The organism is Pseudomonas sp. MF4836, from assembly GCF_002018875.1.
GTDB lineage: Bacteria > Pseudomonadota > Gammaproteobacteria > Pseudomonadales > Pseudomonadaceae > Aquipseudomonas.
The window spans coordinates 381,071-396,793 of the sequence record NZ_MVOL01000001.1 but is presented as its reverse complement, the minus strand read 5'-3'; the positions used below and the strand labels follow the sequence as shown (position 1 = coordinate 396,793).

The window sequence follows — 15,723 nt, the reverse complement described above, 5'->3', positions numbered from 1 at the left end:
AGCAAAAGAGCGAGGGCTTCAGCGCAAGGCTGCGAGCGCCTCGCGGATACGAACGACCGCTTTTTGTAGGTTTGCGCGGGACGTGGCGAACGACAGCCGGAAGTAACCCGGCAGCCCAAACGCCAGGCCCGGAACGACCGCCACGCCGGCGTGATTGAGCAGGTAGGCCGATAACTCGACGTCATCGGTGATCACCTGACCGTCAGGCGCGGTGCGCCCCAACAACTGGCTGCACTCGGGAAAGGCATAAAAAGCCCCCGCCGGCGCGCTCAGGCGCAAGCCTTCGCATTGGCTCAGGCCCTCCACCAGCATGCGGCCGCGCTCGGCGTACTCGGCGGCGCAACTCTTCACGAATGCCTGCGGACCTTCGAGTGCGGCGCGCGACGCTTCCTGGGAAATCGCGCTGGCGCCCGAAGTGCTCTGGGACTGGATTTTGCTGATTGCCGCGATAAGCGCCTTGGGGCCCGCGGCATAACCGATACGCCAGCCGGTCATGGCATAGGCCTTGGCCACGCCATTGATCAACAGCGTGCGCTCACGCAACTGAGGACAAGCGTTGCCGAATGAGACGAACGGCTGGTCGGCAAGCAATACGTGCTCGTAGATTTCGTCGGACATCACCAGCACGTTGGGGAAGTCTTCGAGCACCTTGCCCAGCGCCTGCAACTCGGTCTGGGAGTAGATGGCGCCACTCGGATTGGACGGTGAATTGAGAATCAGCCAGCGGCTTTTCTCGGTCAGCGCGGCTTGCAGCGCTTCGGCAGTCAGCTTGAAACCGACCTCGATGCCACAGGCGATCACCTGCGGGCTGCCACCGTTGAGGGTGACGATGTCGGAATAGGAAACCCAGTACGGCGCGGGGATGATCACCTCATCACCGGCTTCCAGGGTCGCCATGAAGGTATTGAAAATCACCTGCTTGGCGCCGTTGCCGACGGTGATTTCGTCGACGCTGAAACTCAGGCCGTTTTCGCGCTGGAACTTGCCGACAATCGCCTGGCGCAGCGCCAGAGTTCCCTGGGGCGCCGTGTAGCGAGTATGCCCGTCACGCATCGCCTGGCTGGCGGCATCAATGATATGTGCCGGGGTATCAAAGTCCGGCTCGCCGAGGCTCATGTCGACAATGTCGCGACCCTGGCTGGCGAGTTCTTTGGCACGCATGGAGATGATCATGCTGGGAGAGGAAGAGATCTGCTTGACGCGCTGACTTTCAAAACTCATGAACTACCCGCCTTATTTGGAGGTTTGCTGAAGACCATGGAAGATCGTCCAGCGCCTCACTGCTGTTGTACGATGTAGTATGACATGTGATTTTTTGATTTCGCAATCGGCAAATACAGCTCTTTTCTGCGAGGCGATAAAATTCGTGAAACCTAGCAAACAAGGGCTGTTCAGCTGATTCAGGCTTCAGGGATCGGCATCCACGCAGTGAAACGCGCTGGATAAATCGACGAGGAGTGCTATGAGGACGTCAAATTTTCGACAGACGTATGATGACCATCACGCAAAAATCGCCCTTTCAACAGGTTCCAAACGGCCTGTTGTTGAAACTCAGAGCGTCATGATCGGCCTTAACAGTGCCTGCCCTTCATACAGCGCCGACAGGTAGCGCTCGCGCATGCTCTCAAGGGTCATGCGCGAGGCGTGAGTGGTCAGGGTCAGCGTGGCCTGCAAGTGCCCTTCCCGATCGATCAGCGGCACGCTCAGCACGCGCATGCCCACTTCGTATTCCTGATCCACCATCACATAGCCGCGCTCGCCGGCCAGGGCGATTTCACGGCGGATCAGGGTTTCGTCGGTGAGGGTGTACGGGGTGATGGCCCGTGGCGGGTTGCGCTGGAAGTAAGCCGCCAGCGCCTCCGGAGAAAGACTCGCCAGCCATAGCCGGCCGCTGCCGGTGCAATACATCGGCACCCGTGAACCGGGGCGGATCGACATCGAGGTGATGTGGCTATAGCGGCTGCGCACCACGTGCACAATGTCATCCCCATCACGCACGCCCACCGACACATGCTCCTGGGTGATCCGCGCGACCTGCTCCACGATCGGGCGCAGCATGCGCGGCAGTACCGCGGAATCGACATAGGCCTGGCCGATGCGCAAGGTTTTGGCGGTCAGCCAGTAATGGCGGCCATCGGTCTGGGCAAAGTCGTCATGCACCAACGTCAGCAAAAAGCGCCGCGCCGCGCTGTGGGTCATCTCGGCCATGCGCGCGACTTCGGGCACGCTCAAGCGCGGATGTTCCTGGGAAAACAGCTGCAACAGGGCCAAGCCCTTTTGCAGGCCAACGATCAGATCCCGCTGATGGATGGTGGGTTGCTTCATCGGGCGTGGCTCCTTGAGGGGCAAATACTGCGATTATCGCAGTGGCGATGCGATTATCAATGTATTCCAGGGTGCGTTTGATTGTCCGCCCTGTACCTCGCTTGCAGTATTGGCTCCACAACACAGCCAATAAGCGGGACTACCCCATGATCCAGGGTTCAACTGAACTGGTCGCCATCGTCGGCTCACCTATCGCCCAGGTGAAGTCGCCGGAAAACTTCAATCGCTGGTTCGTCGACCAGCAGCAGAACGTCGCGATGATCGCCATCGACCTGGCGCCAACCGCCCTCGACGCTTTCGTCCAGACCCTGCGCGGCTGGCACAACCTGCGCGGATGCGTGGTGACCGTGCCTTACAAACAGCAGTTGGCCGGGAGCCTGGACAGCGTCAGTGAACGCTCGACGGCGCTGCGCTCGATCAATGTGATCCGCCGCGAGGCCGACGGCCGGCTGGTGGGCGATATCGTCGACGGCGAAGGCTTTCTCAACGCCGCTCGCAAGCATGGGTTCAACCCCCAGCACAAACAGGCCCTGGTGATCGGCACAGGCGGCGTGGGCAGCGCCATTGCCTACGCACTGTGCCAGGCCGGAGTCAGTCGCCTGGTCATCAGCGACATCAGCCACGAACGCGTCGAGGCACTCGGCAAGCTGTTGCGCAGTGCCTTCCCGGCTATCGCGATCAGCGCCGGACCGACCTCGCTCGCCCCCTTCGACCTGGTGGTCAACGCCTCGCCAGTGGGCATGGGGGCAACCCGCGATGAGGGCCCGATGCCGTTGCCCGAGGCCCTGATGGCAACCCTCAACGCAAGCACCCTGGTGGCCGACGTCGTGACCTCACCGGCAGTGACACCCTTTCTCGCCTTTGCCCGACGCCTCGGCTGCCCGATCCAGACCGGACCGGAAATGGCCCTGGCGCAATTGGGCAACCTGGGGCACTTCATGGGCGTGACGCCGCTGGAAATCTGACTCTCCGGCAACGTCCTCAAACAGGTGACAACCATGAACACTACGACTTCCCTGGCCTCGGCCGACGCCGGCCAGACCTATGACGTCATTGTCCTGGGCAGCGGCGCTGCCGGTTTCGCCGCGGCGGTGACGGCCAGTTGCCGCGGGCTCAAGGTCCTGCTGGTGGAAAAGACCGAAGCCTTCGGCGGCACCTCGGCGATTTCCGGGGGTGCGGTGTGGCTGCACGATACCGATCAGGCCCGGGCCGCCGGGCATCACCTGGCCGCCGAGCAGATGCGCGACTACCTGAAAGCGGTGATAGGCCCAGGCTACAACCCGCCCTTGATCGACGCGTTCATCGAGCACGGTCGTGAAGCCCTGCACTACCTGGAAACCCACAGCGAACTCAAATACAGCCTGCGCCCGCTGTCGCCCGACTATTACCCGGACTTGCCCGGTGGCACGCTCACTGGCCGGGCGCTGGAAATCGACGAATACGACGGACGCCGCCTCGGCGAGCATTTCAAGGACCTGAAACGACCACCGGACGGCATGCTGCTGTTCGGCGGCATGATGGTCAATCGGGTCGACATCCAGCATTTTCTCAGCATCAAGCGTTCGCCCAAATCCCTCTGGCACTGCCTGAAACTGCTGACCCGCTACGCCATCGACCGCCTCAGCCATCCCCGCGGCACGCGCCTGACCGTGGGCAACGCCTTGATCGCGCGCCTGGCGACCACGGCCCTGGCCAATGGCGTCGACCTGTGGCTGCAGGCGACACCCGAGGCGTTGATCATCGAGCATGGCCGGGTCCGCGGGGTGCAGATTTCCCGAGGCGCCATCACCCGTCCGGTATTCGCTCGGGGCGGTGTGGTACTGGCCATGGGCGGCTTTGCAGCAGGCGCCCACGCGGCGCAACAGCGGCCAGACACCGGCTCGGAACACTGGAGCATGTCACCGTCCGCCAACGTCGGTGACGGGCAACGCTTGGCGGCGTCGATCAACGCCGCCGTCGGCGATCACCTGGCGGCGAATTTCTTCTGGGCCCCGGTCTCGGCCTTGCACAAGGCCGATGGCAGCGTGGAGCGCTTTCCCCATCTGGTCACCGACCGCGCCAAACCCGGGGTGATCGCGGTCAATCGTGCCGGACGGCGCTTCGTCAATGAATCGGATTCCTACCACTGTTTCGTCCAAGGGATGTTCGCCCAGGGCGGTGCCAATGCGCCCTGCTGGCTGATCTGTGACAGCGAAGCCCTGAACAACTACGGCCTGGGCCTGGCGCGACCGAGCCCCGTCGACAACAGCGCACTGATCAAGGCCGGCTACCTGTTGCGCGCCGACAGCCTCGCCGAGCTGGCGCTTGCCGCCGGCATCGACGCCGCGTCCCTGGAGCAGACCCTGGCACAGTACAACGCCGATGCCGAACACGGCGTCGACCCCCTGTTCGGCAAGGGCAGTACGGCCTACAACCGCTACATGGGCGACCCGCTGCACCAACCCAATCCCTGCCTGAAACCGCTGCGCAAGGCGCCCTTCTACGCCATACGCCTGTTTACCGGCGACCTGGGCTCCGCCCGCGGCCTGGTCACCAATGGCCAGGCCAACGTGCTGGATCGGAGCAACGCGCCGATCCCCGGGCTCTACGCCGCCGGCAACGAAATGAACTCGATCATGGACGGCACCTACCCTGGCCCGGGCATCACCCTCGGCCCCGGTCTCACCTTCGGCTACCTCGCCGCCAGCGACATCGCGCGCCGGCTCACCAGCACCGCTTCACCATCCCCCACTGGAGAACAGCATGTACTACGAACTGCGCACCTACACCCTTAACCCCACCAAGCTCGGCGACTGGCTGGCCCTGTACAAAAGCAACGCCTTGGCGGTGCAGCAGGAACACCTGGGCAACCTTATCGGCTTCTTCACCACCGAAATCGGTGAGGTCAATCAGGTGCTGCACATCTGGGGTTACGCCAGCCTTGACGAACGTATCACCCGTCGCAACGCCATGGCTGCCGACCCGCGCTGGCAGGAGTTTGCGCGGCTGAACAAGGAGCTGAACGCCGTGGTGACCCTGGAATCACGCCTGCTGCGTCCTACCGACTTTTCCCCGCTCAAATAACCCCGGCGCCGTGTTGTGCCGCTTCCAATCGGGAGCGGCCAACCTCATCGTCCTTATCGCGGTAATCCCTATGTCCATCAGCGATCCCCTGTTTTGTGATGTTCTGGTCGTCGGCTCCGGCGCCTCTGGTCTGGCAACCGCGGTCACGGCGGCGCAACTGGGCCTCGACGTCATGCTGGTGGAGAAGGAGCCGCAGTTCGGCGGCACCAGCGCCTGGTCGGGCGGTTGGCTGTGGATTCCACGCAACCCCCTGGCCATCGCCGAGGGTATCGTCGAGGACCTGGAGCAGGCGCGGGTTTACCTGCGGCATGAACTGCGCAGCACGGTGCTCGACCCTCGTGTGGAGACGTTTCTCGAACAGGGCCCGAAAATGGTCGAGTTTTTTCAACGCCATACCGAGGTGCAGTTTTTCTCCGGCAGCAAAATGCCTGATTTTCACGCCACCGAAGGCTGCGCAGCAGGTGGCCGCTCGGTCTGTGCCCTGCCCTTCGACGGGCGACGCCTCGGTCCCTGGATCAACCGGCTGCGACGTCCACTCGACCTGATCAGCCTGGCCGGCATGGGCATCGCCGGCGGTGCCGATCTCAATCATTTGCTCAATGCCCGCCAGTCGCCGTCCTCATTGCTCTACGCCAGCAAACGCCTGCTGCGCCACGCCCGCGACCTGCTGCGCCATGGCCGCGGCATGCACCTGGTAAACGGCAATGCACTGGTGGCCCGCCTGCTCAAAAGCGCACTGGATCGAAAGGTACGCCTGCTGACTGATACGCCGGTACGGGAACTGCTGCGTGACGGTGAACGCGTGGTCGGGGCGCACGTCGAATCCGCCGGACGCCGGGTCGAGATCCGCGCCCGGCGTGGCGTGGTGCTCGCTTGCGGGGGCTTCCCTCACGATCACCAGCGCATCGCGCGCCTGTTCCAGCATGCCGCCCATGGCAGCGACCATTTGAGCGCGGCCCCCAAGGGCAATACCGGCGATGGTCTGCGCCTGGGAGAGCGCGTCGGGGCATGGGTGGTGTCCGACCTGGCCCATGCCGCCGCCTGGGCGCCGGTGTCGAGAGTGCCGCGCGAAGACGGCGGCTTCAGTGGTTTTGCGCACCTGATGGAACGCGCCAAGCCGGGATTTATCGCCGTGCGCCAGGATGGCCGACGCTTCGTCAATGAGGCCGACTCCTACCACGACTACATGTGCGCCCTGTTTGCCGCCACGGGACCTGGAGAAACCCCGCAATCCTGGCTGATCTGCGACCACCGCGCCCAACGCCGCTATGGCCTGGGCTGGTCCAGGCCCTTTCCATTTCCGACGGCGCGCTACGTGCGCGCGGGCTACCTGTTCAAGGCCCCGACCCTGGCCGACCTGGCCCGCCAATGCGGCATCGATGCCCGGCAACTGCAAGCCACCGTCAGCGCATTCAACCTGGGCGCGGCCCAGGGGCATGACCCGCTCTTCCAGCGTGGCGAGTCGCTGTACAACCAGGCACAGGGCGAAGTCCTGCACGGGCCAAACCCGTCCCTTGGCGGCCTGTGTACACCACCGTTCTACGCGGTGAAACTGGTGCCCGGCAGCCTCGGCACCTTCGCCGGCCTGAACACCGATGCCTGCGCCCGCGCCCTGGACCAACACGGCGTGCCGATTCCCGGGCTGTTTGCCGTAGGCAATGACATGAACAGCATCATGAACGGCCACTACCCCAGCGGCGGCATCACCCTCGGCCCGGGCATGACCTTTGGCTACATCGCCGCGCAAACGCTTGCCGGCCTGGCCCCTGACCAAGCGCCAACCGGCCGACCTGCGCCTTAGTCAGGGTGAAAAACGCCAGCGTGGAGAACCACCCTCGGGAGCCTGTGATGAGCCATACCCCGCAAAAGATCATGCCTTCACGCCTGGCTTGCCGTTATCCCGAGGTGCAACAGGCATTGGACGCCGGCCTCCCCGGCAGAAATCGGCAGGTGGCCACTCGAATCGTGTTGTGGGCAGCCAGCGAAGCCGGCCTCAACCGGGCGGAGATAGTCATCGCACTGGCGAAAAAAGACCCCGCGCTGTTCGACGCGCTCTGCGCGGAAATGGAGGAGCAGCAATTCAGGCTGTTTGAGCGGGGAGACGAAAGGCACCTGGTTTTTTTCAACAAGGCACGGGTCTATAGCGCAAGTGCCTGGTTGGCCCGTGACGTCCCCCATGAAGCGATCTATGAGTCAATATTTGCGACAGACAGCGCACTGCTGATGGCTGATTTTTTCTGAACCCTGAACGCACTGCGCCATGATCCACGGGGCCATACCCACAGCTCCCGTCTTATGCGGCTCCCACCATAAAGTGCGATGACGTTTATTGCCCACAGGACTATGCTAAGGCGCCATCCGCCCGGCTGGCCTGACTTGCAAGGAATGCGTCATGGAGTTCGTGGTTCATAGCTATTGCCTAAAAGGCGCGCGCCAGGAGCCTTTACTGCCCCCCGTCACCCTGAAACCGACTTCATTGACCTTGACGGTCGCCGAGCTCATTCGCCTGACCGTGGGCCAACAGATCGCTGCGCTGTCGGTCCAGCACTGGCTGCAACACCTGTCGGCGCGCGAAGCGCTCGACCGCCAATACCTCAGCGAGCGGGACGTTCTTCAGCAGGCCCGTCAAGGCGCGGTGGCCATGCCTCAGGCCAGTGCGCCTCCGGACTTGGATGTCGGGGTTGAGGTCGAACGAGCCTTGAAGGGGTTCGAAACCCGCGCGTTCCGCGTTCTGCACAACGGCGTCATGCTGCAAAGCCTCGATGAGTCCATCGAACTGAGTCCCCCTTCCACCCTCGCGTTTATCCGCCTGGTGCCGCTGATTGGCGGTTGACCCTCGTCGCTCACTTCTTCGGATTACCTCATGCCATCACGTCGTCCTCTGCCTGAACAAGCCACACGCCTCGCTGCGCTGCGAGCCTTCTGTGATAGAGCGCTGGATGCCTATCGCGAGCCCGGAACCGATGAAGAGTCCGAGATCGATTTCTGGGAAGACCTCGACCTCCTGCGCATAGCCGATGACTGGGTCAGGCAGCATCCCGAGGATGGGCCCAAGGCACTGGCTGATGGTTTTGTGTTCCCGACCGTTTGGGACGATCTGCAGGACCACCGCGATCAACGGCGCTATGGCCTGCAATATCAACTCTGCGATGCGTGGATCACTGCTCACCCGGATGCCTACGCGCTGGAACAGATCTGTTCGCGACTGCGGCACATGCTGCAATTTGCCTTCGAGGACAGTGACTATCCATTGCCCACTGAAGAGGATGGCCCAGCCTATTACCGAAGAAGTCCCGACCAGGCCTGGGCCTTCCCGGACGTTCAAGCCTGCATCAATCGCCTGAGCAATTACCCGTCCACCCCGGCCTGGCAGAGTTTCGCCGAATGGTTGTTGGACGGCAGCTGGAACCGCGCACAGCCCTCTTCAGCGCCTGATGGTGAACAACGCAGAGTCGCCGACCCGTATCACTACCTGCATCGGGATATCAAGTGCATCGCTCTGGGCCTGCTGGCAGCGGGCCGCCTCGATTACCCCCGTTTCGTGCGGGCGGCCGATACCTGGGGCCGCGCCATGATGTTCTACTCAGACGTCGCCGGACTGGGCAGCGATGAAGCGTTCGACGAAGACGATGCAGACGACGAGGCCGCGCAAGCGCAAGACCTCGATGACGAGTCGCCCCAGAGCGATGCGCCCGACACAGAAGAACCCGCCGCAGTGCCTCCTGAACTGGCGAACTTCACCGCGCGTTATGCCGAGAGCGCCCTGGCCGGGCTGCCCGACAATGCCGAGCGGCTGGCTGACATCCTGGGTTCGGTCGAGGTGTATCAGAGCCGCTGGTTGCTGCAGGCCCTGGCGGTAGTCGAACGACTGGGCATGACTCCCGATGGCTTCTTCGACCGCTTCGGCGATACGGCCGCCGTGCTCGAACGCTTCCTATTGCTTCAGGAATTGCCCAGAGAGCAATCGGCCGAGCTGCTCGCGGCGCTGAGGGGTTTTTCAAAAAATACCCTGCTGACCGCCCTGCCCTACGCCGGACACGCCAGCCGAGTGGTGCTCGACGCGCTCGGCTGGAGCGACCTGCAGGCCTTCCAGCGTGAATACCTGAACATTGCCCTGGCCCCTCAGTCCGGCTGGGGCAGCGACCTGCCCAATACCCTGGATGAAACCGTGGGTGTGGTAGACCGCTACCTGCTGGACAAGGCGCTGGCCGAGGCCGACCCGGACCACCTGCGTCAGTACCTGGCGGCACTCAAACCCTCGCACTGGGCGTTTCCCGAGACACGCGTGCTGCTCGATGCCTACCAGGGCATCGGTCGACCGGCGCTGGAAAAGAAGCTGACCCGCCACGCCCAGGCGGCCATGCGCATCTATGGCCTGCTGCCCGTCACCGATGCGGACGACGTACGCCAGCGTTACCTGACACTGAAAAAACTGCACAAGGAGGTGCGTAAATACGGCGCTGAGCGTCAGGCCAACTCCCACGCCGCCGTGCAGGCCGGGCTGGAAAACCTGGCGCGGGTCGCCGGCTACCCCTCGGCGATGCGCCTGGAATGGGCCATGGAATCGGAAATCGCCGAATCCGCCCTGACAGCCGCCACCATCGATGGCTACGAGGTCACGCTGGTGATTGACGGCTTGTCCCCCACCTTGCACATCTGCAAAGCCGGAAAGACGCTCAAAACCGCACCGCCAGCCATTCGCAAAAGCGCAGATTTCGTCGCCCTCAAGGCACAGCAGGCCCTGCTCAAGGACCAGATCGCACGCTTCTGCCGCACCCTGGAAGCCATGATGAGCAGCGGCGAAACCCTGGCCCTGGACGAGCTGAAACCGCTGTTGAACATGCCCGCGGTGCGCCTGCTGCTGGAGCAACTGATCGTGCAGGTCGACGACGCTGCGCTGGGCTGGCTCGACACCGCCACGCTGACGGTGACTGACCTTGAAGGCCGCCAGCACACTGCGGCAAAAACCCTGCGGATTGCTCACCCTTTTCATCTGTTTACGGCAGGGCAACTCTCGGCCTGGCAGAAAGACGTGGTGAGCCATCGCCGCGTGCAACCGTTCAAACAGGCCTTTCGCGAGCTGTACCTGCTGACACCTGCCGAGAAAGACAGCGGCCTGTGGTCCAACCGATTTGCCGGCCACCGCCTGAAAAGCAACGTCGCGGCGCGATTGCTGCAGGCCCGCAACTGGTCGACCTCAAGCGTCGAGGACATCTACTACGAGAGCAAAGAACACGGGATTTACGCCCTGTTCAACTTTCTGGAAACCGGCCATTACCTCTCGGAAACAGAGCACTTTATCTTCGACACGATTGCGTTCTACCGCGAGCAGAAAGCCATCCCCCTTGAGCACGTACCGCCGCTGCTGTTCTCGGAAGTCATGCGTGACGCCGACCTGCTGGTCTCCGTGGCCCACGCCGCAGACGGCTACAGCACCAGCAACGAAACCCTGCAGCGACGCGCCGAACTGGTCGCCGAGTTGATCCAGGGACTGGGCTTGCGAAACGTTGAATGTGCCGGGCATTTTCTGCACATTACCGGCCAGCGTGCGAACTACCGCATTCATCTGGGCAGTGCCGTCATCCATATCGAACCCGGCAACTACCTGTGCATCGTGCCCGCGAGCCGCAACGTCACCGAGCTCTACCTGCCGTTCGCCGACACCGACAAGATAATGGCCGAGGTGCTGAGCAAGATGTTTCTGTTGCTGGACGACATGAACATCACCGACAGCCTGATACTGGAGCAGATACAGCAAGGCGGCTGACGGGGCTTGATGCAGGACTTGAAGCACTGGATCTCATATCGTTGCCTATTGCTGCTGTAGCCCTGCCGTTTTTGCCAATCCCCGTGGCCATTTCTGTGTCATTTGGCGTGACGCAATGACTTGGGGGTGCACCCGTAATACTTTTCGAAGGCGCTACTGAAACTCGAAAGGTGTTGAAACCCGACCTTGTACGCCACCGTGGACACGTACATGCCTGACTCCAGAAGCTCCTTGGCTTTTGCCATGCGGATATCCGTCAGCATGCGGTAAGGGCTGGTGCCAAACACCTTGCGAAACCCCTGCTTGAGCTTGAATTCATTGGTGCTCAGCGCAGCGCACAAATACCCCACGGTTAATTGGCGGTCGAACTGGCTGATCAGGATATCCCGCGCTCTCAGCATCAAGTCCTGGTCCTTTGAGCGGACCCTGTCCTCTACGGACGTTGGTGCGGGCGCCAGCGGTCGGATCTGCTCCGACAACAGCCCGAGCGCGGCAATGTGGATATCGAGCAGCCCTCCAGCCTGGTCGTGCAGATGGACCAATGAATTGGCCAGCCTTTGTGTGGCCGCACCGTGCCTGCCGCAAAATAAACGGTTGGCCGACAGCGCCTTGACGCCGCCCTCGATCAAGTATTCCAACCCGTACCGCTGCAGCAGCGGCGCCTTGGCCACCAGGCGCAACTGGCGGATCGCCTGTTTGGCCGGATAACACCGCTCTCCGCGCAAGTTGCCGTAGGTGGCGACCGTGCTGTGGCCGCCGATGAAATCGTAACGCTGTCCGTCCATGCCGGTGCTGCTCGACTGTCCCGACAACGCGATCGCTACCGTCAGGGCACGCTCCCCTTCAAACGACCCACTCTCCACCAGGTCAACGTTCGGGTTGAACTGGGAGTAGGTCACTGCCAGGCCATCCTCGAATGTCAGAGAGTCAGTGAAGCAGGTGCCCAGGCTTTCGGGTAACTGGGATCGCTGCCAAGGCGTTTGCCCCAGGCGAGAAGGCGCAGCCCTGTCCGTGGAGGAAAATCGGTAGCTCATGCTCATCATTCCTTGTGTTGCGCTGCCCCAATGCCGGGATATCTGCGAAATGCCAAACAGATAATCCGGACTGCCTAAACCTGTAAAAAGATCCATTCGCATTGGGATTCTATAGTGGCCCGACCTTAATTAGCGCCTCTTTCGGCCCTGGCCACCCCATGACTGATCTCCCTGACACGGTGCATGGCACTGTTTTCATAGCGCTGCCCTTGTTTGCTGCCGGTAACCTGCCGGCGCTGGGCGCGGAGCACCTCGTTCAACCGACGCCCATTGAGCGTGCCCATGAAGTCGCGCCACGCCACGTGTTGAGCGCCGATCAGCCCTGTGTGCCCGCCTTGCGCCTCTGGCGCCCCGTCAATTTCCAGCCTTTACCGACAGCACCTCCATACGCCCGCCCCAGGGGCGATCAAATGAATACCGCAGGAGTCCATTCATGACGGAACACACACTCAAAGCACGGGAGGTCAAACTCCTCGGTTACCACTCGCGGGAACTCAAGGCCGAGCATTTCGCGGTGGTCGAAACGGCGGTTGCAGAACCCGGCCCCGGGCAGGTGCTGGTGCGCAATCGCTGGTTTCGGGTCTCTATCTCGACCCGTTTGATGGCCGAAGCGGGTGCCGAAGAGGTCAAAGGCATTCCCTTCCTCCCGCTCAAACCTGGCGACACCCTCGCCGATGGCGCCATTGGCGAGGTGATCCGGGTCGGTGCCGGGGTCAGCCTCAGTGTCGGCAGCCTCGTCATGCATCCCCTGGGGTGGCGCGACTACGCGGTGCTGCCGGTCGAGCAATGCACGCTCATCGATGCCCCGGTCGTTGATCCTGCCGCCTGGCTCGGGCATGGCTGGACGGCCTACGCCGCGTTGGTAAAGGCCGTGCAAGTTCGTCCGGGCGATACAGTCTTCGTCACCAGCGGCGCCGGCGCCATTGGCTCCATGGCCGGACAAATCGCCCGGCTACTGGGTGCTACACGGGTCATCGGCAGCACCAGCAACCAAGAGAAAGCCCGGTGGATGCAGGCCGAACTGGGCTATGACGCCGTGGTCACGCGCGAAGGCGAGCCGATCCGCGAGCAACTGGCCCGCATGGCGCCAGAGGGTATCGACGTTATCGTCGACATGGTGGGCGGCGAACAACTGGCGGCCGCCCTGGAGATTGTCCGGCACGGTGCACGTTGTGTACTGCTCGGAGCAGTGTCGGCGGAACTGAACCCCCACAGCGCAACCCTGAAGGCACCGGTCGAACTGGACACCTTCCCCCTGATTCTCAGGGGAGTGACGCTACGCGGTTTCAGTGCCGACGAAGAAGCACCAGAAATGTTCGACGCCTGGATACGACAACTGGCGCTGTGGCAGCGCGACGGCGGTATTCGTATCCCCCACACCTTGGTCAAAGGCCTGGTCCAAGCACCGCTGGCATTGCAGGAGGCTTGTGCGGGCCACCTCAAGAGCCTGGTCCTGGTGGAGCTTGAAGGGTGATGGGGACTTCAACCGTTTCGCCTCACGTCAATACCAGCGCCGCGCAATCATGGCTGCTGTGGGCCGGTTTTATCCTGGTGTCGCTGAACCTGCGATTGATCTTCAGCACCGTCGGCCCATTGCTGGAGAACCTGCAACTGGGCTTTACCTCCACCTTGCTGGTGACGACCCTGCCCCTGGCACTGCTGGGCCTGTTCTCCATGGCCGGCGTAAGGTTGCGGCACTGGTTGGGCGAGGAGCGTGCGCTGTTTTTCGCCCTGATCCTGTTAAGTATGGGTTGCAGCGTTCGCGGGCTGGGTGAACCTGGGTTGATCGTGGGCACCTTCGTGGGCAGTGCGGGCATTGCCGTGATGAACGTGATCATGCCCGTGCTCGCGCGAAAACGCTTCGGACCACAGCGCATGGGCATGGTCATGGGGATCTATGCACTGATGCTCGGCGCCGGCGCGGTGCTGGGGGCCAGCGCCTCGCTGCCGCTGTTCCAATGGCTGGGTGCTGATCGCGCTTCGGCGTTCCACGCCCTCGGGCTGTGGGCCATTCCGGCCTTGCTCGCACTGTTGCTGTGGGCTCCGCAAGTGCGGCACGCCGCGCACCACCGGCCGGGCAGCGGCCATGGCGGCCCGGGCGTCAATGTGTATCGCGACCCCACGGCCTGGGCAATCACCCTGTTCTTCGGACTGCAGGTGCTGAACCTGTTCGTGTTCCTGCCGTGGATGCCCACCCTGCTCAGAGACCGTGGCGCCGACGGTGCAACTGCCGCAGTGATTTTCTCGCTCTCGCAACTGAGCCTGATGCTCGCCAGTTTTGTCATGCCGCTGCTGGCTGCACGCACCCAGGACCACCGCCCTCACATTGCCGCAACCATCCTGTTATGCCTGGCCGGAACCTTGGGGCTGATGTACTCGCCTTTGCACAGCGCAACCGTATGGGCCGGGGTACTCGGCGCCGGGCAAGGCGCCGGTCTTTCTCTGGGGACGTTCCTGTTCGTGGCAAAGTCCGCCAGCATCGACACCGCCACTCGCATTTCGGCCATGGCGCAAACCGTGGGCTACCTCATTGCCGCCGCGGGCCCCCTGATGGTTGGGGCGCTCTATCAACACAATGGAGACTGGAACCTCCCTGTGTTGTTGCTGGCGGGTATTTTGCTGATTCAATTGATCGTGGCGTTGCCGGCCGGGCGTAACGTCAAGGTGTGAGCCTTCGGAGCGAGATCTGCCGCACATCTCGCTCCGGCTGGGTGCAACTCAGCAGGTCAGATACGGGGCGGCAAGAATCAAAGAAAGACTTTTCTCTGGACGAAAAAAATGGACCTCTTTTCAGAGGTCCATTTTTTAATGCTTGGAGCGGGAAACGAGACTCGAACTCGCGACCCCGACCTTGGCAAGGTCGTGCTCTACCAACTGAGCTATTCCCGCGTCTTGGTGGTGCGCATTTTATAGAAATCAGAAGCGGCGTCAAGCCCTTGATTCAAAAAAGTTTTATTTCTTTTCCGCATTGGTCTTCAGGTGCGGCCACGCGGCACGCAGGTATTGCAGCATCGACCACAAGGTCAGGCCTGCGGCGATCAGCAACAATGCATAGCCGACCAGGACCCAGAAGCTGAAGTCCGACGGGTTGGCCAGCAGGATCACCAGCGCCAGCATCTGCGCGGCGGTTTTCCATTTGCCCATGTTGGACACGGCAACGTGGGCACGGGCGCCGAGTTCGGCCATCCATTCGCGCAATGCCGAGACAACGATTTCACGACCGATGATCACCGCCGCCGGCAAGGTCAGCCACAGGTTGCCGTGTTCCTGCACCAGCAGCACCAGGGCCACCGCCACCATCAGCTTGTCGGCCACCGGATCGAGGAAGGCACCGAACGGAGTGCTTTGCTCCAGGCGGCGCGCCAGGTAGCCGTCCAGCCAGTCGGTTGCAGCGGCGAAGGCAAACACCGAACTGGCCGCCATATAGCTCCAGCTGTAGGGCAGGTAAAACAGCAGAATGAAAATCGGGATAAGCAGGACGCGTAGAACGGTGATCAGATTAGGGATATTCATCGGCACAACTGGCTACGAGGT

The 15,723-nt window shown here is 62.3% G+C and carries 13 protein-coding genes and 1 tRNA gene; 9 read left to right on the top strand and 5 right to left on the bottom strand.

Features of this window, described 5'->3' with window-relative positions:
- Positions 1-18: 18 nt before the first annotated feature.
- Positions 19-1,221 (bottom strand): pyridoxal phosphate-dependent aminotransferase, encoded by a 1,203-nt coding sequence (locus MF4836_RS01905; RefSeq protein WP_078468839.1) that lies wholly within the window; start codon positions 1,219-1,221, stop codon positions 19-21.
- Between the two features lie 330 nt (positions 1,222-1,551).
- Positions 1,552-2,325, bottom strand: coding sequence for an IclR family transcriptional regulator domain-containing protein (locus MF4836_RS01900; protein ID WP_078468838.1), 774 nt, complete (start codon positions 2,323-2,325; stop codon positions 1,552-1,554).
- Between the two features lie 146 nt (positions 2,326-2,471).
- On the opposite strand from MF4836_RS01900, the gene MF4836_RS01895 reads away from it, so the two are divergent.
- From MF4836_RS01895 to MF4836_RS01865, 7 genes are all read left to right on the top strand, one after another.
- Positions 2,472-3,290 (top strand): shikimate dehydrogenase family protein, encoded by an 819-nt coding sequence (locus MF4836_RS01895; protein ID WP_102047873.1) that lies wholly within the window; start codon positions 2,472-2,474, stop codon positions 3,288-3,290.
- 33 nt (positions 3,291-3,323) lie between these two features.
- A complete protein-coding gene (locus MF4836_RS01890) occupies positions 3,324-5,099 on the top strand; it encodes an FAD-dependent oxidoreductase (protein WP_078468837.1) in 1,776 nt (591 codons plus the stop codon).
- Complete coding sequence (locus MF4836_RS01885; protein ID WP_078468836.1) at positions 5,068-5,388, top strand: NIPSNAP family protein; 321 nt, start codon at positions 5,068-5,070, stop codon at positions 5,386-5,388. Before MF4836_RS01890 ends, MF4836_RS01885 begins: the two co-directional genes overlap by 32 nt.
- Positions 5,389-5,458: 70 nt before the next feature.
- Positions 5,459-7,189 (top strand): FAD-dependent oxidoreductase, encoded by a 1,731-nt coding sequence (locus MF4836_RS01880; RefSeq protein ID WP_078468835.1) that lies wholly within the window; start codon positions 5,459-5,461, stop codon positions 7,187-7,189.
- A 47-nt stretch (positions 7,190-7,236) separates the two neighbouring features.
- On the top strand, positions 7,237-7,629 hold the full coding sequence (locus MF4836_RS01875; protein ID WP_078468834.1) for a hypothetical protein: 393 nt from the start codon (positions 7,237-7,239) through the stop codon (positions 7,627-7,629).
- 151 nt (positions 7,630-7,780) lie between these two features.
- Positions 7,781-8,221, top strand: a complete 441-nt coding sequence (locus MF4836_RS01870) for a hypothetical protein (RefSeq protein ID WP_078468833.1) — start codon at positions 7,781-7,783, stop codon at positions 8,219-8,221.
- 30 nt (positions 8,222-8,251) lie between these two features.
- Positions 8,252-11,155: a DUF4132 domain-containing protein gene (locus MF4836_RS01865; protein WP_078468832.1), complete on the top strand. Its 2,904-nt coding sequence runs from the start codon at positions 8,252-8,254 to the stop codon at positions 11,153-11,155.
- 98 nt (positions 11,156-11,253) lie between these two features.
- Here the strand turns inward: MF4836_RS01865 and MF4836_RS01860 are convergent, their stop codons facing one another.
- Complete coding sequence (locus MF4836_RS01860) at positions 11,254-12,189, bottom strand: helix-turn-helix transcriptional regulator (RefSeq protein WP_161955724.1); 936 nt, start codon at positions 12,187-12,189, stop codon at positions 11,254-11,256.
- Between the two features lie 433 nt (positions 12,190-12,622).
- Between MF4836_RS01860 and MF4836_RS01855 the strand changes: the two genes are divergently transcribed.
- Entirely contained in the window at positions 12,623-13,663 is a 1,041-nt protein-coding gene (locus tag MF4836_RS01855) for an MDR family NADP-dependent oxidoreductase (protein WP_078468830.1), read from the top strand.
- Complete coding sequence (locus MF4836_RS01850) at positions 13,663-14,859, top strand: MFS transporter (RefSeq protein ID WP_078468829.1); 1,197 nt, start codon at positions 13,663-13,665, stop codon at positions 14,857-14,859. The genes MF4836_RS01855 and MF4836_RS01850 overlap by 1 nt, the downstream gene beginning before the upstream one ends.
- Positions 14,860-15,002: 143 nt before the next feature.
- On the opposite strand, the gene MF4836_RS01845 is transcribed toward MF4836_RS01850, so the two are convergent.
- Both MF4836_RS01845 and pgsA read right to left on the bottom strand, forming a co-directional pair.
- Positions 15,003-15,078 (bottom strand) — tRNA-Gly (locus MF4836_RS01845).
- Positions 15,079-15,141: 63 nt separating this feature from the next.
- Positions 15,142-15,702 carry a CDP-diacylglycerol--glycerol-3-phosphate 3-phosphatidyltransferase gene (gene pgsA / locus MF4836_RS01840; protein ID WP_020295155.1) on the bottom strand — a complete coding sequence of 187 codons (561 nt, stop codon included), beginning with the start codon at positions 15,700-15,702 and terminating at the stop codon, positions 15,142-15,144.
- Between the last annotated feature and the right edge of the window lie 21 nt (positions 15,703-15,723).

What these genes read in the sequence shown, in the direction of transcription:
- pgsA (WP_020295155.1), bottom strand. Translation starts at nt 15,702, where the DNA reads ATGAATATCCCTAATCTGATCACCGTTCTACGCGTCCTGCTTATCCCG.
- MF4836_RS01865 (WP_078468832.1), top strand. Translation starts at nt 8,252, where the DNA reads ATGCCATCACGTCGTCCTCTGCCTGAACAAGCCACACGCCTCGCTGCG.
- MF4836_RS01870 (WP_078468833.1), top strand. Translation starts at nt 7,781, where the DNA reads ATGGAGTTCGTGGTTCATAGCTATTGCCTAAAAGGCGCGCGCCAGGAG.
- MF4836_RS01880 (WP_078468835.1), top strand. Translation starts at nt 5,459, where the DNA reads ATGTCCATCAGCGATCCCCTGTTTTGTGATGTTCTGGTCGTCGGCTCC.
- MF4836_RS01850 (WP_078468829.1), top strand. Translation starts at nt 13,663, where the DNA reads ATGGGGACTTCAACCGTTTCGCCTCACGTCAATACCAGCGCCGCGCAA.
- MF4836_RS01890 (WP_078468837.1), top strand. Translation starts at nt 3,324, where the DNA reads ATGAACACTACGACTTCCCTGGCCTCGGCCGACGCCGGCCAGACCTAT.
- MF4836_RS01895 (WP_102047873.1), top strand. Translation starts at nt 2,472, where the DNA reads ATGATCCAGGGTTCAACTGAACTGGTCGCCATCGTCGGCTCACCTATC.
- MF4836_RS01885 (WP_078468836.1), top strand. Translation starts at nt 5,068, where the DNA reads ATGTACTACGAACTGCGCACCTACACCCTTAACCCCACCAAGCTCGGC.
- MF4836_RS01860 (WP_161955724.1), bottom strand. Translation starts at nt 12,189, where the DNA reads ATGAGCTACCGATTTTCCTCCACGGACAGGGCTGCGCCTTCTCGCCTG.
- MF4836_RS01900 (WP_078468838.1), bottom strand. Translation starts at nt 2,325, where the DNA reads ATGAAGCAACCCACCATCCATCAGCGGGATCTGATCGTTGGCCTGCAA.
- MF4836_RS01905 (WP_078468839.1), bottom strand. Translation starts at nt 1,221, where the DNA reads ATGAGTTTTGAAAGTCAGCGCGTCAAGCAGATCTCTTCCTCTCCCAGC.
- MF4836_RS01855 (WP_078468830.1), top strand. Translation starts at nt 12,623, where the DNA reads ATGACGGAACACACACTCAAAGCACGGGAGGTCAAACTCCTCGGTTAC.
- MF4836_RS01875 (WP_078468834.1), top strand. Translation starts at nt 7,237, where the DNA reads ATGAGCCATACCCCGCAAAAGATCATGCCTTCACGCCTGGCTTGCCGT.